This is a genomic window from Pseudomonas sp. Tri1 (genome assembly GCF_017968885.1).
In the GTDB taxonomy this organism is placed as follows: Bacteria; Pseudomonadota; Gammaproteobacteria; order Pseudomonadales; family Pseudomonadaceae; genus Aquipseudomonas.
Window position 1 is genome coordinate 4,199,852 of record NZ_CP072913.1, and the last position, 17,654, is coordinate 4,217,505.

Annotated in this window: 17 protein-coding genes and 2 pseudogenes; 13 read left to right on the top strand and 6 right to left on the bottom strand. The window is 60.0% G+C overall.

The features are described 5' to 3' along the window. Positions 1–39: 39 nt before the first annotated feature. Genes J9870_RS17880 through J9870_RS17895 form a run of 4 tightly spaced genes read left to right on the top strand, consistent with a single transcriptional unit; the run spans position 40 to position 2,979 of the window. The gene (locus J9870_RS17880; protein WP_210639307.1) at positions 40–576 is read left to right on the top strand and encodes a chemotaxis protein CheW; all 537 of its coding nucleotides are present in this window, start codon (positions 40–42) and stop codon (positions 574–576) included. Further along, positions 573–1,409 (top strand): protein-glutamate O-methyltransferase CheR, encoded by an 837-nt coding sequence (locus J9870_RS17885; RefSeq protein ID WP_210639308.1) that lies wholly within the window; start codon positions 573–575, stop codon positions 1,407–1,409. The genes J9870_RS17880 and J9870_RS17885 overlap by 4 nt, the downstream gene beginning before the upstream one ends. Then, positions 1,406–1,903, top strand: coding sequence for a chemoreceptor glutamine deamidase CheD (gene cheD, locus J9870_RS17890; RefSeq protein WP_210639309.1), 498 nt, complete (start codon positions 1,406–1,408; stop codon positions 1,901–1,903). The genes J9870_RS17885 and cheD overlap by 4 nt, the downstream gene beginning before the upstream one ends. A 2-nt stretch (positions 1,904–1,905) precedes the next feature. Then, positions 1,906–2,979 (top strand): chemotaxis response regulator protein-glutamate methylesterase, encoded by a 1,074-nt coding sequence (locus tag J9870_RS17895; protein ID WP_210639310.1) that lies wholly within the window; start codon positions 1,906–1,908, stop codon positions 2,977–2,979. Between the two features lie 554 nt (positions 2,980–3,533). On the opposite strand, the gene J9870_RS17900 is transcribed toward J9870_RS17895, so the two are convergent. Beyond that, complete coding sequence (locus tag J9870_RS17900; RefSeq protein ID WP_210639311.1) at positions 3,534–3,911, bottom strand: cytochrome c; 378 nt, start codon at positions 3,909–3,911, stop codon at positions 3,534–3,536. Between the two features lie 525 nt (positions 3,912–4,436). Between J9870_RS17900 and J9870_RS17905 the strand changes: the two genes are divergently transcribed. From J9870_RS17905 to J9870_RS17925, 5 genes are all read left to right on the top strand, one after another. Further along, positions 4,437–6,044, top strand: coding sequence for an ABC transporter permease subunit (locus J9870_RS17905; RefSeq protein WP_246883018.1), 1,608 nt, complete (start codon positions 4,437–4,439; stop codon positions 6,042–6,044). 10 nt (positions 6,045–6,054) lie between these two features. Further along, positions 6,055–7,359 carry a nitrate/sulfonate/bicarbonate ABC transporter ATP-binding protein gene (locus J9870_RS17910; RefSeq protein WP_210639313.1) on the top strand — a complete coding sequence of 435 codons (1,305 nt, stop codon included), beginning with the start codon at positions 6,055–6,057 and terminating at the stop codon, positions 7,357–7,359. A 62-nt stretch (positions 7,360–7,421) separates the two neighbouring features. Next, positions 7,422–8,480 carry a sensor histidine kinase gene (locus J9870_RS17915; protein WP_246883019.1) on the top strand — a complete coding sequence of 353 codons (1,059 nt, stop codon included), beginning with the start codon at positions 7,422–7,424 and terminating at the stop codon, positions 8,478–8,480. Continuing rightward, positions 8,467–9,108: a response regulator transcription factor gene (locus J9870_RS17920; protein WP_210639314.1), complete on the top strand. Its 642-nt coding sequence runs from the start codon at positions 8,467–8,469 to the stop codon at positions 9,106–9,108. Before J9870_RS17915 ends, J9870_RS17920 begins: the two co-directional genes overlap by 14 nt. Before the next feature lie 79 nt (positions 9,109–9,187). Further along, on the top strand, positions 9,188–9,730 hold the full coding sequence (locus J9870_RS17925; protein ID WP_210639315.1) for a hypothetical protein: 543 nt from the start codon (positions 9,188–9,190) through the stop codon (positions 9,728–9,730). A 229-nt stretch (positions 9,731–9,959) separates the two neighbouring features. On the opposite strand, the pseudogene J9870_RS17930 reads toward J9870_RS17925, so the two are convergent. Next, positions 9,960–10,142: pseudogene (locus J9870_RS17930) on the bottom strand (MbcA/ParS/Xre antitoxin family protein); the annotation flags it as partial. A 226-nt stretch (positions 10,143–10,368) separates the two neighbouring features. Beyond that, the gene (locus tag J9870_RS17935; RefSeq protein WP_210639317.1) at positions 10,369–11,286 is read right to left on the bottom strand and encodes a DMT family transporter; all 918 of its coding nucleotides are present in this window, start codon (positions 11,284–11,286) and stop codon (positions 10,369–10,371) included. 110 nt (positions 11,287–11,396) lie between these two features. On the opposite strand from J9870_RS17935, the gene J9870_RS17940 reads away from it, so the two are divergent. Together J9870_RS17940 and J9870_RS17945 are read left to right on the top strand one after the other, a co-directional pair. Next, complete coding sequence (locus J9870_RS17940) at positions 11,397–12,263, top strand: LysR substrate-binding domain-containing protein (RefSeq protein WP_210639318.1); 867 nt, start codon at positions 11,397–11,399, stop codon at positions 12,261–12,263. A gap of 222 nt (positions 12,264–12,485) precedes the next feature. After that, positions 12,486–13,060, top strand: a pseudogene (locus J9870_RS17945) (DUF1349 domain-containing protein). Positions 13,061–13,139: 79 nt separating this feature from the next. On the opposite strand, the gene J9870_RS17950 reads toward J9870_RS17945, so the two are convergent. Continuing rightward, the gene (locus tag J9870_RS17950; RefSeq protein WP_210639319.1) at positions 13,140–14,015 is read right to left on the bottom strand and encodes a LysR family transcriptional regulator; all 876 of its coding nucleotides are present in this window, start codon (positions 14,013–14,015) and stop codon (positions 13,140–13,142) included. A 186-nt stretch (positions 14,016–14,201) separates the two neighbouring features. On the opposite strand from J9870_RS17950, the gene J9870_RS17955 reads away from it, so the two are divergent. Next, positions 14,202–15,071, top strand: coding sequence for an NmrA family NAD(P)-binding protein (locus J9870_RS17955; protein WP_210639320.1), 870 nt, complete (start codon positions 14,202–14,204; stop codon positions 15,069–15,071). Between the two features lie 56 nt (positions 15,072–15,127). On the opposite strand, the gene J9870_RS17960 is transcribed toward J9870_RS17955, so the two are convergent. Both J9870_RS17960 and J9870_RS17965 read right to left on the bottom strand, forming a co-directional pair. Next, complete coding sequence (locus J9870_RS17960) at positions 15,128–15,760, bottom strand: pyridoxamine 5'-phosphate oxidase family protein (protein ID WP_210639321.1); 633 nt, start codon at positions 15,758–15,760, stop codon at positions 15,128–15,130. A gap of 35 nt (positions 15,761–15,795) precedes the next feature. Next, positions 15,796–16,749 (bottom strand): hypothetical protein, encoded by a 954-nt coding sequence (locus J9870_RS17965; protein WP_210639322.1) that lies wholly within the window; start codon positions 16,747–16,749, stop codon positions 15,796–15,798. A 598-nt stretch (positions 16,750–17,347) separates the two neighbouring features. On the opposite strand from J9870_RS17965, the gene J9870_RS17970 reads away from it, so the two are divergent. After that, on the top strand, positions 17,348–17,620 hold the full coding sequence (locus J9870_RS17970) for a hypothetical protein (protein WP_210639323.1): 273 nt from the start codon (positions 17,348–17,350) through the stop codon (positions 17,618–17,620). The last annotated feature ends 34 nt before the right edge of the window (positions 17,621–17,654 follow it).

Below are 17,654 nucleotides of genomic sequence, written 5' to 3' on the forward strand. Positions count from 1 at the left end.
CGGTCCGTTCCCACAGGCTCGCTTAAAGGAGATAAAGGCATGGGTGCCATCGCAACCACACGTCACGCCGCCATCGCGGTTGAGGAAGAAGCGCAATACCTGACGTTTATGCTCGGCACGGAAATGTTTGCCATCGGCATTCTGTGCATCAAGGAAATCATCGAGTACGGCAACCTCACCGTGGTGCCAATGATGCCGTCCTTTGTGCGTGGGGTAATCAACCTGCGCGGCGCGGTGGTGCCAGTGGTGGACTTGTCGGCCCGGTTCGGCCGGCAGAATTCGGCGATCACCCGGCGCTCGTGCGTGGTGATCATCGAGGCCAATACCGAGGACGGCCACGCCCAGGACATCGGCCTGTTGGTCGACACGGTGTCGGCAGTGCTGGAGATTCCCGCATCGCAGATCGAACCTCCACCGAGTTTCGGGGCGAAGATCCGCGCCGACTTCATCAGTGGCATGGCCAAGGTCGATGGTAAGTTCGTGATCGTACTGGAGGTGGGCCGGGTGCTGTCCATCGACGAAATGTCCCAACTCGCCCAGACCAGCCCTGCAGCGCTGGAAGTCGATGCCCAGTGAACGCCGATACCTGCAAGGAACGCACATTGAATTCACTGGCCCTCAGTGATCGAGAGTTCAGCCAGTTTCAATCCTGGTTGTACCAGGCCGCGGGCATCAACTTGTCCCCGGCCAAGAAAGCCCTGGTCGCCGGGCGGTTGTTCAAACGTCTAAAACACTACGAACTGGGCAGCTACGGCGAGTATTTCAAACTGATCATGAACGGCCAGCGCACCGATGAACTGCAAGTGGCGCTGGACCTGCTCACCACCAACGAGACCTACTTTTTCCGCGAGCCCAAGCATTTCGATTTCCTGCGCCAGCATGTGCTGCCCCACGCAGTGCCGGGCAAGACCTTTCGCCTGTGGAGTGCGGCCAGTTCGTCGGGCGAAGAACCCTACAGCCTGGCCATGACCCTGGCCGAAGGCTTGGGCACCACGCCCTGGGAAGTCATCGGCTCAGACATCAGTACCCAGGTGCTGGCCAAGGCCCGGGCCGGGCATTACCCGATGGAACGCGCCAGTAACCTGCCCCATCCGCTGCTGGTGAAATACTGCCTCAAGGGTACCGGCAGCCAGCAAGGCACGTTTCTCATCGATCGGACGTTGCGCAGCCGGGTCAATTTCATCCAGGTCAACCTCAACGACACACTGCCGGATCTGGGGGAGTTTGATGTAATTTTCCTGCGCAACGTCATGATCTACTTCGACCAACCCACCAAAAGCAAAGTGGTTGCCCGATTGATCCCCCGGCTCAAGCCCGGCGGGTACTTCATCGTGAGCCATTCGGAGAGCCTCAACGGCGTGTCCGATGCGTTGAAACTGGTGGCCCCCTCGATTTATCGCAAACCATGAGCGTCGCGATGAGGGAAGTGGCCGAGATGTACCTGGCGCCGGGGGAGTTTCGCTTCGCCACCTGCCCAACCCGGCTGCGCACCATCCTCGGCTCTTGCGTGGCGATCACGCTGTGGCATCCCGAGCGCAGGATCGGTGGCATGTGCCACTTCATGTTGCCCAGTCGGGTGCGCTGCTCCAAGGCGCTCAACGGTATGTACGCCGACGAAGCCATCGAACTGTTCATTCACCAGGCAAAGGCCCATCACACCGATCCCGAGGATTATCAACTCAAGCTGTTCGGCGGCGGTGAAATGTTCCCTGAACTGCAACGCCAAGTGCCGTTCGGCAACGTAGCGCGGTCGAACGTTAACGCGGCGCTGGAAATCGCCGCCCTCTACCGCCTGGACCTGATCGCCCAGGACATGGGTAGCACCGGTCATCGCAGCATCATCTTCGACCTTTGCAGTGGCGATGTGTGGGTCAGGCACCAACCAATAAGGACCCGGCATTAACCATGTCAAAAAAGATAAACGTACTGCTGGTGGATGACTCCGCGGTGGTTCGCCAGGTGTTGCTGGCGATCCTCAGCGACACGCCGGACATCCACGTCATGGGCGCTGCCTCCGATCCGATTTTTGCCATGGACAAACTGGCCCGCGAATGGCCCGACGTGATCGTGCTCGACGTGGAAATGCCGCGCATGGACGGCATCACCTTCCTGAAAAAAATCATGAGCGAACGCCCCACGCCGGTGGTGATTTGTTCTTCGCTAACCCCCAAAGGCGCGGAAACCACCTTGCAGGCGATGGCCGCCGGGGCGGTGGAGATCATCACCAAGCCCACCAGTGGCTTGAAGAGCTTCCTGTTGGAGTCAGCACCGGAACTGGTGGCGGCGATCCGCGCCGCGGCCCAGGTCAACGTACGCAACCTCGGCAAGCGCCCCGCCCCGGTCGTGCTGACGCCCGCCACCAAACTCACCGCCGACGCCATGCTCCCCGCTGCCAACGGCCATGCCATGGCGCAGACCACCGAACGCATCGTTGCCCTGGGCACCTCCACCGGTGGCACCCAGGCCCTGGAAGCGGTGCTCACCGCCCTGCCGCGAGTGTGCCCCGGCATCGTCATCGTCCAGCACATGCCGGAAAAATTCACCGCCTCGTTCGCCGCCAGGCTTAACAGCCTGTGCCAGATCGAAGTGCGCGAAGCCCGCAACAACGACCGTATCCACCCAGGCCTGGCGCTGATCGCCCCCGGAGGCAAACACATGATGGTGACCCGCAGCGGCGCGTTCTACCACGTGCAAGTGGTGGACGGCCCGCTGGTCAACCGTCACCGTCCTTCGGTGGATGTGTTGTTCCGCTCAGTGGCCAAATTCGCCGGCCGCAACGCCACCGGCATCATCATGACCGGCATGGGTGACGACGGCGCCCGTGGCCTGAAGGAAATGCTCGACGCCGGTAGCACCACCGTGGCCCAGGACGAAGCCAGCTGCGTGGTCTTCGGCATGCCCAAGGAAGCGATCAAACTCAACGCCGCGCAGCGGGTGATGGGCTTGCAGGAGATTGCGCAGGTGATCTTGCACAAGTAACAAGCCCCCATCACATTCACCTGCCCCACACCAACCCCGTCGATGATCGTTCCCATGCTCTGCGTGGGAATGCAGCCCCAGGATGCTCTGCGTCCCTTCAAGAGTCGAACGCGGAGCGTCCGTAGAGGCGTTCCCACGCAGAGCATGGGAACGATCAATTGACCGGTCGATCACTTGGAGTGCTTTTTGGGGCTGCTGAGTAGCCCAGCCCCTCGCCACAGCCTATACGGGCGAAATCGTCGCCAGCACGCCGATCAAAAGGGTCAGAGCCAAAAACCCACCTAGAAAAATCGCCATCTTCGCCATGAGCACTCCTGAAGCAAAAAATTGCAGTACACGGGCGGCCTGATAGGCCAGCCGCGTGGCTATTCTGGGGTGGGAGCTGGGTGCATTACAGAGGCAGCTGTAACAGCAAAATACGGATCAGACGAAAAGCGTAGCCCTCGCCGCGCGTTTTTCTGTGAGCCAACCTGGTCTGCACGACTCCGGTTTCATCGACGCTCAATAACCCCGTTGGTTATATTCACAAGAAAACGAAGTGGCCACCTCGAACATCATCGACTTTTTGAAATCACACCACTCATGTACTGATTTAAATCGCGCAGGCTCTCAACCCGCCAAGCGTACGGCGGTAGCTTTACACCATTCTCTCGCAAAGTTCTTGGAATCAAGTCTCCATTTGGGCGAAGTATTATCGATGACACAATTACACCCGGATAATCATTTAGCCGTTTCTTGAAAGCGGGCGTTGTAAGGTCGGGTGTAGGGGGATTGCTCTTATTAGCCAGCGGCCCTGTTCCTTTGAGGTCTGCTCCATGACACATGGCACATCTTTGCAAATAGAGGTTTTTCCCATTGGCACTATCCGCGAGGGATAACGATGTTTGAATGAGCGATAACATTCCTAGCGAAGCGATGAATACTATTTTCATTTACGTTTTCGTGTGGCCTGGGTGGAAGAATCAGATCTGAGTCGCGGGCAAACGCCCGATGGCTTTTTGTGACCGGCCAGCAGGCGCCTGAGCAAAGCCTGCGACCGTGGTTAGAAATCGGCCATTCTCCCTTCCGGATGACCATGCTTGCAAGGATCACCCAAAGTGGCCAATGAACAATTTCGGCTGGAAACGAGGGAAACTGCCCTCCGATATACCAAAGTATATTTTCATGTCCCAAGGCATTCTGGCCATATTCGAAGACACCCCCTAATCTTGCCGGACATTTAACGCGCCAGGTCGAGCACACTTTAATTTCACGACTTCCAATGGCCGCTGGCGAGGTCACACCCTGGCTTTTAATCGTGTTAACAGAGGTGATCAATGCGCCCTTCATTCCCTGCGCCGGCACTTACTTCCTTTAAAAACAGGGAACAAGCCGCTACCACTTCCTGGTTGGCGGATATTGCGCTGTTCAGCATTCTGCTGCTCTTGGCTGCGTTCATAGGGTATGGCCTCGATCAAATGAGCCAGCCCCTCGGCGCCCTTGATTCCTCGCCGCTATCCCTTGATCTGGTCCACTTGCCGGAATATACCCTGCGCACCACGTTGCGCATGTTCATCGCCTTGTTTGCTTCATTTATCTTTTCTGTAGTCGTTGCCACATTGGCCGCCAAAAGCCGCAAAGCGGCAATCGTTATCCTGCCCGCCCTGGACATTCTCCAATCCGTGCCGGTACTTGGCTTTCTCACCTTTACCGTCGTGTTTTTCATGGGGCTTTTTCCCGGCAAGGAAACCGGCGTGGAATGCGCGGCGATCTTCGCCATTTTCACCAGCCAGGTCTGGAACATGACCTTCAGCTTCTATCAATCACTGAGAACCGTGCCTCACGACCTTTATGAAGTCAGCCGACAGTTCTCGTTTTCGCCATGGCAACGGTTCATCAAGCTCGAGCTGCCCTTCGCGACGCCGGGACTGGTGTGGAACATGATGATGTCGATGTCGGGCGGCTGGTTTTTTGTGGTTGCCTCCGAGGCGATCACCGTGGGCGATACAACTGTCAGTTTGCCGGGCATCGGCTCATGGCTGGCCTTGGCAATCGCGCAGCAAAATATTGCCGCGATTGCTTGGGCAGTGTTGGCCATGGTCGGGGTGATCATTGCGTATGACCTGCTGTTTTTCCGGCCGATCGTTGCCTGGGCGGACAAGTTTCGCTTCGAACAGACCGCCTCCCAGAAGCGCCCACGGTCCAGGGTTTACGATCTGCTGCGCTCGACACGTCTTGTGCCCTGGGTGCTGCAAGCACTGACTGGCATCAAGGCCGCGTTATTCCTGGACAAGCTTCCCCGGCTGCCTCGGCTCGGCTTCAAGCCCAGTGCCCGCTTCAGCCGTGCATCCGAGGTGGTCTGGATCGTCCTGGTCGTCGCGGCCTGCATGATCGGCATCCTGCAATTGTCGCACTTCATTGGCAGCACCCTGGGTTTGGAGGACGTGATCAGCACCTTTGGCCTGGGCCTGGCCACCCTGCTGCGAGTCGCCGTGCTAATCGTCCTGGCCAGCGTGCTTTGGGTGCCCATCGGCGTCTGGATCGGCTTGAACCCGCGCTGGGCCGAGCGCTTGCAACCCGTCGCGCAGTTGCTGGCGGCGTTCCCGGCCAACGTCCTGTTTCCGTTTGCGGTGATCGCCATCGTCGCCCTGAAGCTCAACCCGGATATCTGGCTGTCGCCGCTGATGGTGTTGGGCACCCAGTGGTACATCCTGTTCAACGTGATTGCAGGGGCCAGCGCGTTGCCCACCGATTTGCGCGAGGCGGCGCGCAGCTTCCACGTGCGCGGTTGGCAGTGGTGGCGCCAAGTCGCGCTGCCCGGCATTTTCCCCTACTACGTCACCGGCGCCCTCACCGCAGCGGGTGGCTCGTGGAACGCCAGCATCGTCGCCGAGGCGGTTTCCTGGGGCAACGAGCATCTCTACGCCTGCGGATTGGGGGCCTATATCGCCCAGGCCACCGCGGCGGGGGATCTGCAACGGGTGGCGCTGGGGGTTTCGGTCATGTCGATTTTCGTGGTGGGTTTCAACCGGTTGCTGTGGCGTCCGCTGTACGGTTTTGCCGAGCGTCGGCTTCGAATTGATTGAGGGTCAAGCAATGGAAGTGATAGACAAGCGTTGCCTCGTCGACGTGCAGCAACTGGGACATGTCTATGGCACGGCGGGCGGTGCCGAGCGAGTGGTATTGGACAACGTCTGCATGCACCTGGACGACGGGGAAATCGTCGGCCTGCTGGGGCGTTCGGGGTCTGGAAAGTCGACCCTGCTGCGCTCCATCGCCGGCCTGATTTCACCCACCACCGGCATGGTTGATTTTCCGGCCAATGCGCAAGGGGTTTCGAGTTCGGTACGCATGGTATTCCAGAGCTTCGCCCTGTTCCCCTGGCTGACCGTGCTGCAGAACGTCGAGATCGGCCTCGAGGCCCTGGACGTGGCGGCCCCGGAGCGCCGACGTCGGGCCTTGGCCGCCATCGACATGATCGGCCTCGATGGTTTCGAAAGCGCTTTCCCGAAAGAACTGTCCGGCGGCATGCGCCAACGCGTCGGCCTGGCCCGGGCCCTGGTGGTCGCCCCGGATGTGCTGTTGATGGACGAGCCGTTTTCCGCGCTCGACGTATTGACCGCCGAAACCCTGCGCACTGACCTGCTGGAGTTGTGGGGCGAGGGGCGGATGCCGATCCGCTCCATCTTGATGGTTACGCACAACATCGAAGAAGCCGTGCTGATGTGCGATCGAATCCTGATTTTTTCCTCCAACCCGGGGCGGGTCATGCAGGAAATCAGCGTGGACCTGCGTCAGCCGCGCAATCGCACGGACCCGGCCTTCCAAGCCTTGGTCGAGCACATCTATGTGCAAATGGCCGGGGGAGCGAATGCCGGCTCGCCACGCCAGGGCATGTTTGCAGGCGCGGGCATGGGCATGGTCTTGCCGACGATTTCCACCAACGCCCTGGCTGGGCTGATCGAAGCGGTGCAGGATCAGCCGTTTGCCGGCCAGGCGGATTTGCGCGAGCTCGCCGCGGTATTGCGCTACACCGCCAGTGACCTGTTTCCGGTCGCCGAGGTGCTGCAACTCATGCGCTTGGCCAGCATGCAGGACGGCCACATAACGCTGCTGCCGGCCGGGCAACGCTACGCCGACTCCACGGTGGATGAGCGCAAGCAACTGTTCGCCCAGCACTTGCTCAAATACGTGCCCCTGGTGGGGCATATCCGCAGGGTGCTGGACGATCGCCCTACCCGCACGGCACCGGCCAGGCGTTTTCGCGATCAACTGGAGGACTTCATGTCCGAGCACGACGCCGCCAATACCCTGGATTGCGTCACGCAATGGGGACGCTACGCCGAGCTGTTTGCCTATGACGAAGTGGCCGATCTGTTCAGCCTGGACAATCCATCCTGAGTTGGCGGTATAAACTGCGTGGATCAGGCCCGAGCGTTGGAGCGATGCGAGATGAACACCCCATGAGAAGCACCCAGATGACGCTTCGCCTGCTGCTGTTACTGGGGTTGGCGCTGGGCATTGCCGCAATCGATACCGTCACCGATCTGGAAATTGCGGTCGGGGTCTTCCAGATCGCAGTGGTGCTGATCGCCGTGCGGATCCTGCCAGCGCGCGCAGTGGCCGGCGTAGCGGTCATCTGCATGATATTGACGATCCTGAGTTATCGGTTCACGCGCTTTGGCGACACCGAGGCCGGGCTGATCAATGTGTTGATCAGCCTTGCGGCTATAGCCGGCACGACGTATCTGGCGCTACGCCTGTCCGCCGCGATCCGTACGGTGCATCAGACCCGCGCCCACTTGGCGCACATTGCCCGCATCAACATGTTGGGCGAGCTCGCTGCCTCGATTGCCCACGAAGTCAACCAGCCATTGGCGGCGGTGGCCACCAGCGGCGGCGCCTGCCTGCGCTGGATGGCCACCGAACCGCCCAACCTGGTCAAAGCCCAGCAGGCCGTGGAACGAATCATCGCCGACACCCATCGGGCCAGTGAAATCATTGCCCGCTTGCGCAGCATGGCCCGGCATCAAGCGCCGACCAAGCAATGGCTGAACGTGGCCGACACGGTCAACGCCGCGCTGCGACTGTTGGCCGGAGAGCTGAATGAGCAGAACATCACTCTGCGCGTGCATGTTCAGGAGGGCCTGCCACCGATGCTCGCGGACGAGGTGCAAATCCAACAGGTCATCCTCAACCTGGCGATGAATGCGCTCGAGGCGATGCGCCAGGTAGACGTCGAGCGCCGGATCCTGCAATTTGATGTGGCGCTGGAGTCACGCCAGCAACTGTTGTTTTCGGTTTCCGACCAGGGCAGCGGTCTATCGCCAAGCGACCGAGAGCGAGTGTTCGAGGCCTTCTACAGCACCAAGCAGGATGGCATGGGGATGGGGTTGGCGATCAGCCGCTCAATCATCGAAGCCCATGACGGTCGTCTCTGGGCCTCAAGCGATCCGCAGACGGGCGCGACCTTCCACTTCACCCTGCCAGCCGTTACAAGGGAATCCGATGAGCCAAACTGACGTTCATGACCTTGCCGAATCGATGATCTACATCGTCGACGATGACAGCTCAGTGCGCGAATCGCTGCAAGACCTGCTGGCCTCGGTGGGCCTGACGAGCCTGGCCTTCGGCTCGGCCCGTGAGTTCATGGACGCCGACCTGCCGGATGTTCCTGCGTGCCTGATCCTCGACGTACGCATGCCCGGTTTGAGCGGGCTGGATTTCCAGCAGGAAATGGCCCGGCTGAATATTCGCGTCCCGGTTGTGTTCATCACCGCCCATGGCGACATTCCCATGTCAGTCAAAGCCATGAAGGCCGGCGCCCTGGAGTTCCTGACCAAACCGTTCCGCGAGCAGGACCTGCTCGATGCAATCAGCCTGGGCCTGGACCGCGACAAGGAACGGCGCAAGGCTTCGGCGCTGGTGGACGACTTGAAACGCCGTTATACCGGGCTGACTGACGGGGAACGGGATGTGATGGAGCTGGTGGTCTCGGGGCTGCTGAACAAGCAAGTGGCCGCCCAGTTGGGTTTGAGCGAGGTGACCGTGAAAGTGCGGCGCGGCGCCTTGATGCGCAAGATGGAGGCAGACTCGTTGGCGGCGCTGGTCAAGATGTCGGAAAAACTCAAGGACGTCAGCGGCGCATAGCAACGGGTCGCTGATCACAGCTATCATGCCGTTCGCCCTGCTGATGGGCGATGTTGCAGCCCACCTCAAGGACTCAGGTATGAATCTTCTGCCGTCACGCACCACCCTCCTCGTCTCCAGTCTCTTGTTCAGTTCGCTGTGCCTGGCCGAAGGCGAGCCAACCGACGGCAGCCTCATCAAGGACTCGACCAAGTCAGCCGTCTCAACGTTCATTACCGCCGGCAAGAACCTGCTGGGCGGCGTCAGCGAGGGCGTGCTCGATGGCCGCGAGTCAGTCCAGGGCACCGATGGCGCCGCGATCGTTGCCTCTGGCGAGCAAATGAAAGACCGCATCGCGGTCGAGGTATTGAAGCTCGAACCCAGCGATGAGAACTACACCATCACCCTCGGCTTCAAGAACAGCACCGACACCCAACTGCGCCTGATCAACCTCGGCCAGACCGGCGTGCTGCTGGCCATTGACCAAGCGGGTTATGCCAACCGCCTCACCGGCCTGGACAACCCGGACGAAGTCACCATTCCGCCGAAGACCGCCGTGCGGCAGAAATTCGTGTTCGAAGGCATGAATGAGGCGGTCAGCACCGTACGGGTGTGGGGGCAGGATTACCCGGTCAAGAAATAATGCACCCGCTCGTTCGGATGATCGTTCCTACGCTCCCGCGTGGGAATGCATCCCGTGACGCTCTGCGTCACCCTCCAGAAGCGGAACGCGGAGCGTCCCTGGCGGCATTCCCACGCAGAGCGTGAGGAACGATCGTTCGAAGTTGTAGGCATAACGCAACCTGTGGCGAGGGGATTTATCCCCGCTGGGCTGCGCAGCAGACCCAAAAACCGCGCAGCAGAACAAGGACTCATTGATAAACCCCCAGCTCAATCCGGGCCAGATAATCCTCTACTACCTGAAAGCCCGGCGGGTTATCGATCAGCTCCAATGGCACCTGATCGTCCAGGTACGTGCAGGGCCTCCTCAACCAGTCTTCAGCCAACCGTTGACCACCGAAAACATCGGTGGCGTGCGCCAAGGCCTTGACGTATAGGGTTTCAGGCATCGATCTGTCCTCACGATATAAAACAAAACTGAGCGTGCCGGATGCCACACGGAGCACCGAGACAACGCCAGATCGTAAGACCGGTGTTTCCGAAGGCCAACCCTAAAAAGTTGTCAGAGACTTCTGCGTTTTATCCCAAAGCGGTCGCCTGTCCGTAGGACGCTGCTCCGTGGTCCCTCATCCAACGTCATTGCCTACATCCACGACAGAATCAACCGACTTTTGCCCCACTCCCCGGCTCAAGCCTCAACGCCAGCACGCTCATCAACACGATCACCGCCCCAACAACAACCATCGCCGACGGGCGCTCAGCCAGCACCAAAGAAGCCATCAACATCGCCGTGGGCGGTATCAGGTAAAGCGCCATGGAGGCACGACTCACATTGCTGTGCGCCAGCACGTAAGCCCAAGCGAGGTACGCCAGCGCGCTGGGGAAAATACCGAGAACCAACATCGCCAGATTCACCGAAACCGGAGCCTGTCGCGCCGCGCTCGACATTCCTGGCGCGAAAATGAACAACAGGATCGTGCCCGACCAGACGGTGTAACAAACCAGGGTCAATCCGTCATAACGATGGGAATGGCGCTTTTGCAAAGCGAAATACAGGCTCCAGGACAGCGCCGCCAACAGGATCAATAGTCCATGGGCGTCCATGTCACCCAAGCCACGATCCCCCGCGACGACCACGCCAGCGCCAAGCAAGCCGCACAGCACACACCCCCACTGCCACCCGCCGACTCTTTCCTTGAAAACAAAACTCGCCAGTAACGTGCTGAACAAAGGTGTGGACTGGGCCAACACACTGGCCGCCCCGGCACTGACGCCCCGCTGGCCGCAATTGAGGGCGATGTGATGCAGACTGACGGCAAAGAAACCCAACACCGCCAGCAATGGCAGATCCCTGATACGCGGCAGGGAAATGCCCTTCACCATCGCGACAAGAGCCATGAACGCCGAAGCAATGAGAAACCGCATCAACGCCAGTTGACCGGGTTCGTAAGCCTGCAAGCCGATGCGAATGCCAATCGGCGAATAGGCCCAGCAAAGAATCACGAACATCGTCGCCAGGAAAATTTTCGCACCAGGTTTGCTGGAAGAACCTTCAAACGGCACACAGCGCATTTCCATCGAGAGTTCCTGCTCACTGAGCGTCTGGCTGATTTGCCCCGAAGTATCGAAACCACCTCCCATCAGCACAAGTGACTTAAACTCAGCCAATCATTCACTTTTGGTGAGCTATGGAACTGTCCCAACTGCGCATGCTCAAGACGGTCTGCGACACCGGCAGCATCGCCCGCGCCGCCGAAATGCTGCACTGCGTGCCGTCCAACATCACCGCCCGCCTCAAATCCCTGGAACGGGAACTCGGCACGCCGTTGTTCTTCCGCGAAGGTCGCGGGCTGCGGGTCAGCCCGGCGGGTGAAGTGTTCCTGGAGTACGCGACAAAAATACTGAACCTGACAGAAGAGGCCCGCCGCGCAGTAGCCCCCACCCGCGCACCGAGCGGCCCGTTGCGCATTGGCGCGATCGAGTCCAGCGCCACGGGGCGCCTGCCTCAGTTGCTGGCCAAATACCACGCGCAGTACCCGCAAGTGTCACTGGAGCTGAGCACGGGCACCTGGGCGCAGTTGCTGGACGATATCCAGCATCACCGGCTCGACGGCGTGATCGTAGCGGTCGACGTAGAGCGGCCGGGGCTCAAGCGAGCCGTGATGTACCGCGAAGACCTGGTGCTCATCGCGTCTGAGTCTCATGGCCCGTTGCGCAGCGCGACAGATTTGCGAGGCAAGGCGATCTTCATGTGGCCCACGGGCTGTCCATACCGGTTAGCGCTGGAGCAGTGGCTGCTGCGTCATGAGCAAATGCAACCGATCATCAGCATCGCCAGTTATGGCGCCATCGTTGGCTGCGTCAGTGCGGGTGCAGGCGTCTCGCTGGTGCCTCGGGGGATCTATGAGCAATATCGCCAGGGGGCTGGTTGGACGGGGTATGAATTCCCAGAGCTGACGGGGATCGACAACCTGTTTTACTGGCACGAAAACGCTGGTCGGCATCCCGCCAGAGAAGCGTTTTTGACGATGTTGCAAACGGAGTTCGAAGGCTAGCCGCACCGCAGTCGCATGTAAGAGCGCTATCAACCAGGTGATTGAAAGTCTGCGCAAGTCGTTCAAGACTCTGTCGGTATCTGATTTTTCCCAAGCAAGCGTTGATGACGAAGCTCGGAGTACTACTGATCTTTAAGTGAGGGAGTCATGACAATGTTTGATAAACACGACAAGGATGCCAAACAGCAAAACGCCTCAACCGCCAGCGCACCACCCAGCAGCCTGCTTTACGGATCATGGCTGAATGAACCGAAAATCCACCGTTCACTCAGCGAAACCACGCTGGAAATCCTGACGGACGAGCAAACTGACTTCTGGCGTGAAACCCACTACGGATTCACCCACGACAGCGGCCATTTCCTGGGCGTTGAAGCCCCTTCCAATTTCACATGCCAGCTCCGTATTCGCGGCACCTTCGAGGCCCTATACGACCAAGCCGGCATCATGGTCGGGTCAACGAGCGGCAATGGATCAAGGCCGGGATCGAGCTGAGCGACGGGCAAGCCATGCTCAGCAGCGTTCTCACGGATAGAAAGTCCGATTGGGCGACCAGCCCTTATGCAGCAGACCCCAGCGACTTCTGGGTGCGCGCCACGGTCGCGGATGGCGTGCTGCGGCTACAGGTTTCGTCCGACGGAAAACGTTGGCCTCTGGTGCGGTTGTGTCCCTTCCCTGTCGCGCCGGGTTACCGGGTCGGCCCGATGGCTTGCAGCCCCAAGAGAGGCGGATTGAAGGTGCTTTTTTCGGACTGGAAGCTCGGGCCCGCGCTTGCCAAGGATCTGCATGATTTGTCCTGAGCGCTTCAGACAGAGCGGTCCGCTGAAGTCGGCGTGACCGGACAGTTTCTACAGATCCTGAAAACCTCTGAAGACTGCTCTACCCACTCAAAACCAAAGACAGGTCCGGGTACCTAGCGCATATGAAGTCCACGAATGCGCGAACCTTTGGAGGCGCAAGGCGCCTGGAGGTATGCAAAACCCAAAGCGCTGGCTCTGTGCCCGACACCGTGCCCCACTGAACCAGCTCGCCACAGGCAAGCTGACTCCCGGCGATGGATTGGGGAATGAGGGCAACACCGCCACCGGCGACAGCGGCATCGCGGACCATCAGCAGCGAGGAAAATCGCAGCTTAGGGATCGGCTCCAGAACCAGCTGCCCACCATCGAGACGCCATTGGGTGGGCTGGAACGTCGACGTCACGATGGCGAGAACGGCACGGATCGCGCCAGGCACGGGCTTGGGTATTTGGGGCGCCGCCACGACGACCAACCGGTCCTTGGCGAAGCACCGGCCGACCAGGTTGCTGTCCGGGCTCGGGTTGATCCGAATGGCGACGTCGAACTGTTCCTCCACCAGATCCACCATGCGATCTTCCGCCACGACTTCAATTTCGACCTGCGGGTAGGCCGCGCAGAATTCGGCCCCGACGCGACCCATCGCGAGTTGGGAGAACAGGACCGGAGCAGCCACTCGCAAGCGACCACGAGGTGTCGAAACACCCTCGCGGGCAGCCGTCATGGCTTCGGCGACTTCACTCAGCGGGCCTTCAGTTCGAGACACCAGTCTCTCGCCAGCTTCGGTGAGTTTCAGACCGCGAGCGCTGCGCTCGATCAGCCTCACACCCAGTTGCTCTTCCAGGTCGGAAATTCGGCGCGACAGGGTGGCTTTGGAAATACCGCTGGCGCGGCTGGCCTTCCCCAGCCCCTCATTGGAGGCGACGAGGAGGAAATCGATCAGCGCGTTCAGATTCATGCTGTTCCATTTTTGAAACGATGTGTCTGGATTCTGGCGTCTTCGTTTTTCAAGTGCAACGCAATACTGTCTCGTCATCGAAGCTTGATCCGATGAAGACCGTTAACACGCTGTACTGATCCGCCCCAACGATCGCGCTGACGCAGGTCGTTGCGAACCCCAAAATCCCATGCAGGAGTTTCAAATATGAGCATTCTCGTCATCGGTGCCACGGGCACTATTGGTTCACTCGTCACCCAAGGCCTGGCTGACGCCGCCGCCGAGGTCAAGGCCCTCGTGCGCCAGGCAGGCAAGCGGGAGTTTCCGGCAGGCGTCACTGAAGTCGTCGCGGACCTCACCGATGTCACCTCGATGCGCGCTGCGCTGTCGTCGGTGCGTACACTGTTCCTGCTCAATGCCGTCACCCCCGATGAGGTCACTCAGGCGCTCATCACCTTGAACCTCGCTCGCGAGGCTGGCATCGAGCGCATCGTTTATCTGTCGGTGATCCATGCCGACACGTTCACCAACGTTCCGCACTTCACCGGCAAGCATACGGTCGAGCGCATGATCGAAAGCCTCGACATCCCCGCCACCATCCTGCGCCCGGCGTACTTCATGCAGAACGACCGCATGGTCCAACAGACGATCCAGGACTACTCGGTCTACCCGATGCCAATCGGTTCGGCGGGTGTCTCGATGATCGATGCACGCGATATCGCCGACGTCGCCGTGGCCGAGTTGTTGCGACGCGACAGGGCCTCTTGCGCGCTGGATCGGGTCACGCTGGAGTTGATCGGGCCGCAAGCGCTGACCGGTGTGTCCGTGGCGAAGATCTGGAGCGCCGCCCTGGGTCGCGAGATCGCCTATGGGGGTGATGACGTAGCCGCTTTCGAAGGGCAACTGGCTGCGTACGGTCCCGCCTGGCTGGCGTATGACATGCGCTTGATGATGGCGGCGATTCAGGCATTCGGCATGCAGGCCGCCGAAGGGACGGTGGAACGGCTCCAGACCCTCATTGGCCACCCGCTACGCACCTATGAAGACTTCGTGCGCGAGGCCGTTGCCGGGGTTTGAACAGCCATGGCAAAAGGGGGCGGATTAGCCAACTGCCCCCTGCCTCGGCGAAACCGTCAGTAAAGCGTGCTCGCAATGCGCCCTGGCAAGGCCTTGTCGTAAGCATCGCCATCTACTTTCGAGGGGCAAATACGCTTGAAGACCTCGCCTGCGGTGGGCAGTGCGCTGCGTTCGATCTGCCGTGTCACATCCCACAGCCCCGCCCTGATCACAGCCCTGCTGCACTGGAAGTAAACGCTGGCTACGGTGATCTCCAGCACCGTTCGAGGGAGCTGCCCATTCACCGCGAACCGAGCCAACAGTGCTGGCTCGACCGATATCCTCGCCGTGCCGTTCACGCGCAAGGTTTCCCCTACGCCAGGCACGAGAAAGAGCAGCGCAACCCGGGGGTCCTCAACGATGTTGCGCAGCGAATCGATGCGGTTGTTGCCGCGGCGGTCGGGCAAATACAACGTCTTGCTGTCGTGGACATGAACGAACCCGTTCGCGTCGCCTCTCGGCGAGGCATCCAGCCCTCCGGGGCCCGAGGAAGCGAGGATCACAAAGGAGGCAGCCGCTATGAAGGGCTGATAAACCGGATGAATATGGTCGACTTCCTTGAGAATCGAGGGCGCCGCGACGGGGCCGTAAAGGCTTTCCAGCGCTTGTGTGGTGGTGATGTAGGCGCTGCTGTCGTTGTCGCGCTCCATGCTCATCTCCTCTGTAAATGTCTGAAAAACCGCATTCAGGGATTGGATTTCATCCGGCCCCGGATCGCCGTGCGCAGGCAACCCCAAGCGATGACGCCGACGATCAACACCTCGGCGATGCCCACAAACAGGTTGAGTGAAAAGCTCAACGGTTGCTCGGCCCAGTAGAAGGTTGTCGGGCGAGAGCCACCGACACGCAGCCGCCCGGCAAACAGAGCCGGCACCAATGCGATGACCTGGCTTAGCTCCAGTACGGCCAGGAAAGTACCCACCAACATGAGCAAGGCGCGTGCGGGAATGCCGAATTTCTCGGTCGGCTCAGGCGCCAGCGTGCCCCCCTTTCCTCGACGCTGCCTGGCTTCCCTCACCGCCTTACCGCTGGTGGGGGCTGGTGCAGGCCTATAGGGTGCCTTCACATCAGGCGCCACCCCCTCGACGACCTCGGTGGGCGCCGCCACGTTCAGGTAGTCGGCCAGCTCACGCAGCCATAAGTCGGTGCGTTGACCTCCCGGCACGACCGGAACGTTGTCGCTGGTCAAACGGTGCGCGGTGCCGTCGCGCAGCATCAGCCACAGCTGAGTGTGGGCTCGCTCAGCCTGTGGACGGCGGCGAAGTTCGAGGTATTTGGCGGCCTCGATCCGAAAGACCGACTGTACCCGCTCGCGGCGTCCAAAAAAGTTTCGAGTGAGGCGCTTGCCTTCACCGTCGACTCGCGACAACACCAAGGTCTCGCGGATGCCGGTGTAAACCACCAGGAACAGGCCAAGGGCAGGCATCAGCAGCAGCCCGAGAACGATCAGCAGTGAGGACAGTGGATCCGCATCAGCCAACGGCGAGCGTCCATCAGCGATCACAAACACGGCGAACGCCACCGGCAAGATGAAGGCCAGCGCGCCCGTCAGCAGCACGAATATGCTCTGCACCCGATTGCGCGAGTGGATGTGCAGGTCATCCTGCGCGGTGCGCTCGAACCGATATCCAATCAACATGCAAGCCTCCTGGTGCGCCGCTTTTCAGACCGTTCGAGGGGCTGAGACAGGCGATTTGCATGCCGCAAGCCGGGATGGTGTTTGAGGGCGGAGAATACCTGATGTCGGGAGGCTTGGGGGTTGGGGCTGAGTTCGAAGGCTAGCCACACCACCCTCCCCTGTGGCGAGGGAATTTAGCGAAACGTCGCACCGCCCCGCTGGACTGCGAAGCAGTCCCAAAACTAATACCACGGTTGATCGGTCGATGGTTTTGAATAAGTCGATTCGATCATGTCAGATCCCTCCGGCAAAAAACGATCGCAGCTCCTACGAAGCTTTAGGACCCCGTCACCTTCCCCGCCCAATCCGACAAAACCTATAGTGATGCCCATCGCTCAATGGCGATCAGGTTTGGCGACCTGAGGATCGAGTGCGAAAGTACTGCGTTTTTTACGGAGGCTTTGGCACACTTGCACGGCTGCCCGTTACGGCAGTTGTGCGTGGGAGGCCTTCGGGTCTGCCGGTTTTCGATCCCGGTTCGCCAACCTGCGTACAACTGCCACCCAATTGTTTGGCGACGATTGAGTGGTTAAAACCTCATTAGATCGGAGTTTTTAACATGGAAAGATACGTCCCTATCACTGGCATCGACTGCACCCCTGCTTCCCTTCTCATTGATACTCAAGCCCCGCTGGACATCCTGCACGCCACCGCCGATTACCGCATCCGTGTGGTGACTCAGGTACTGGAGAACATTGCATTTCGCTCTGAAATCACCAGCGATACGGTGGTGCTTTCGGACTTTGCACAGCTTTTGGTGATCCCGTTGCGGGATGGGTGCGATTTGCTGGAGGTGATTGGTCGACGGCTTCAGGCGCAGGTCGAAAGCTGATGGAACGACGGGCGCCTGAAAGCGCCCGTTTTAC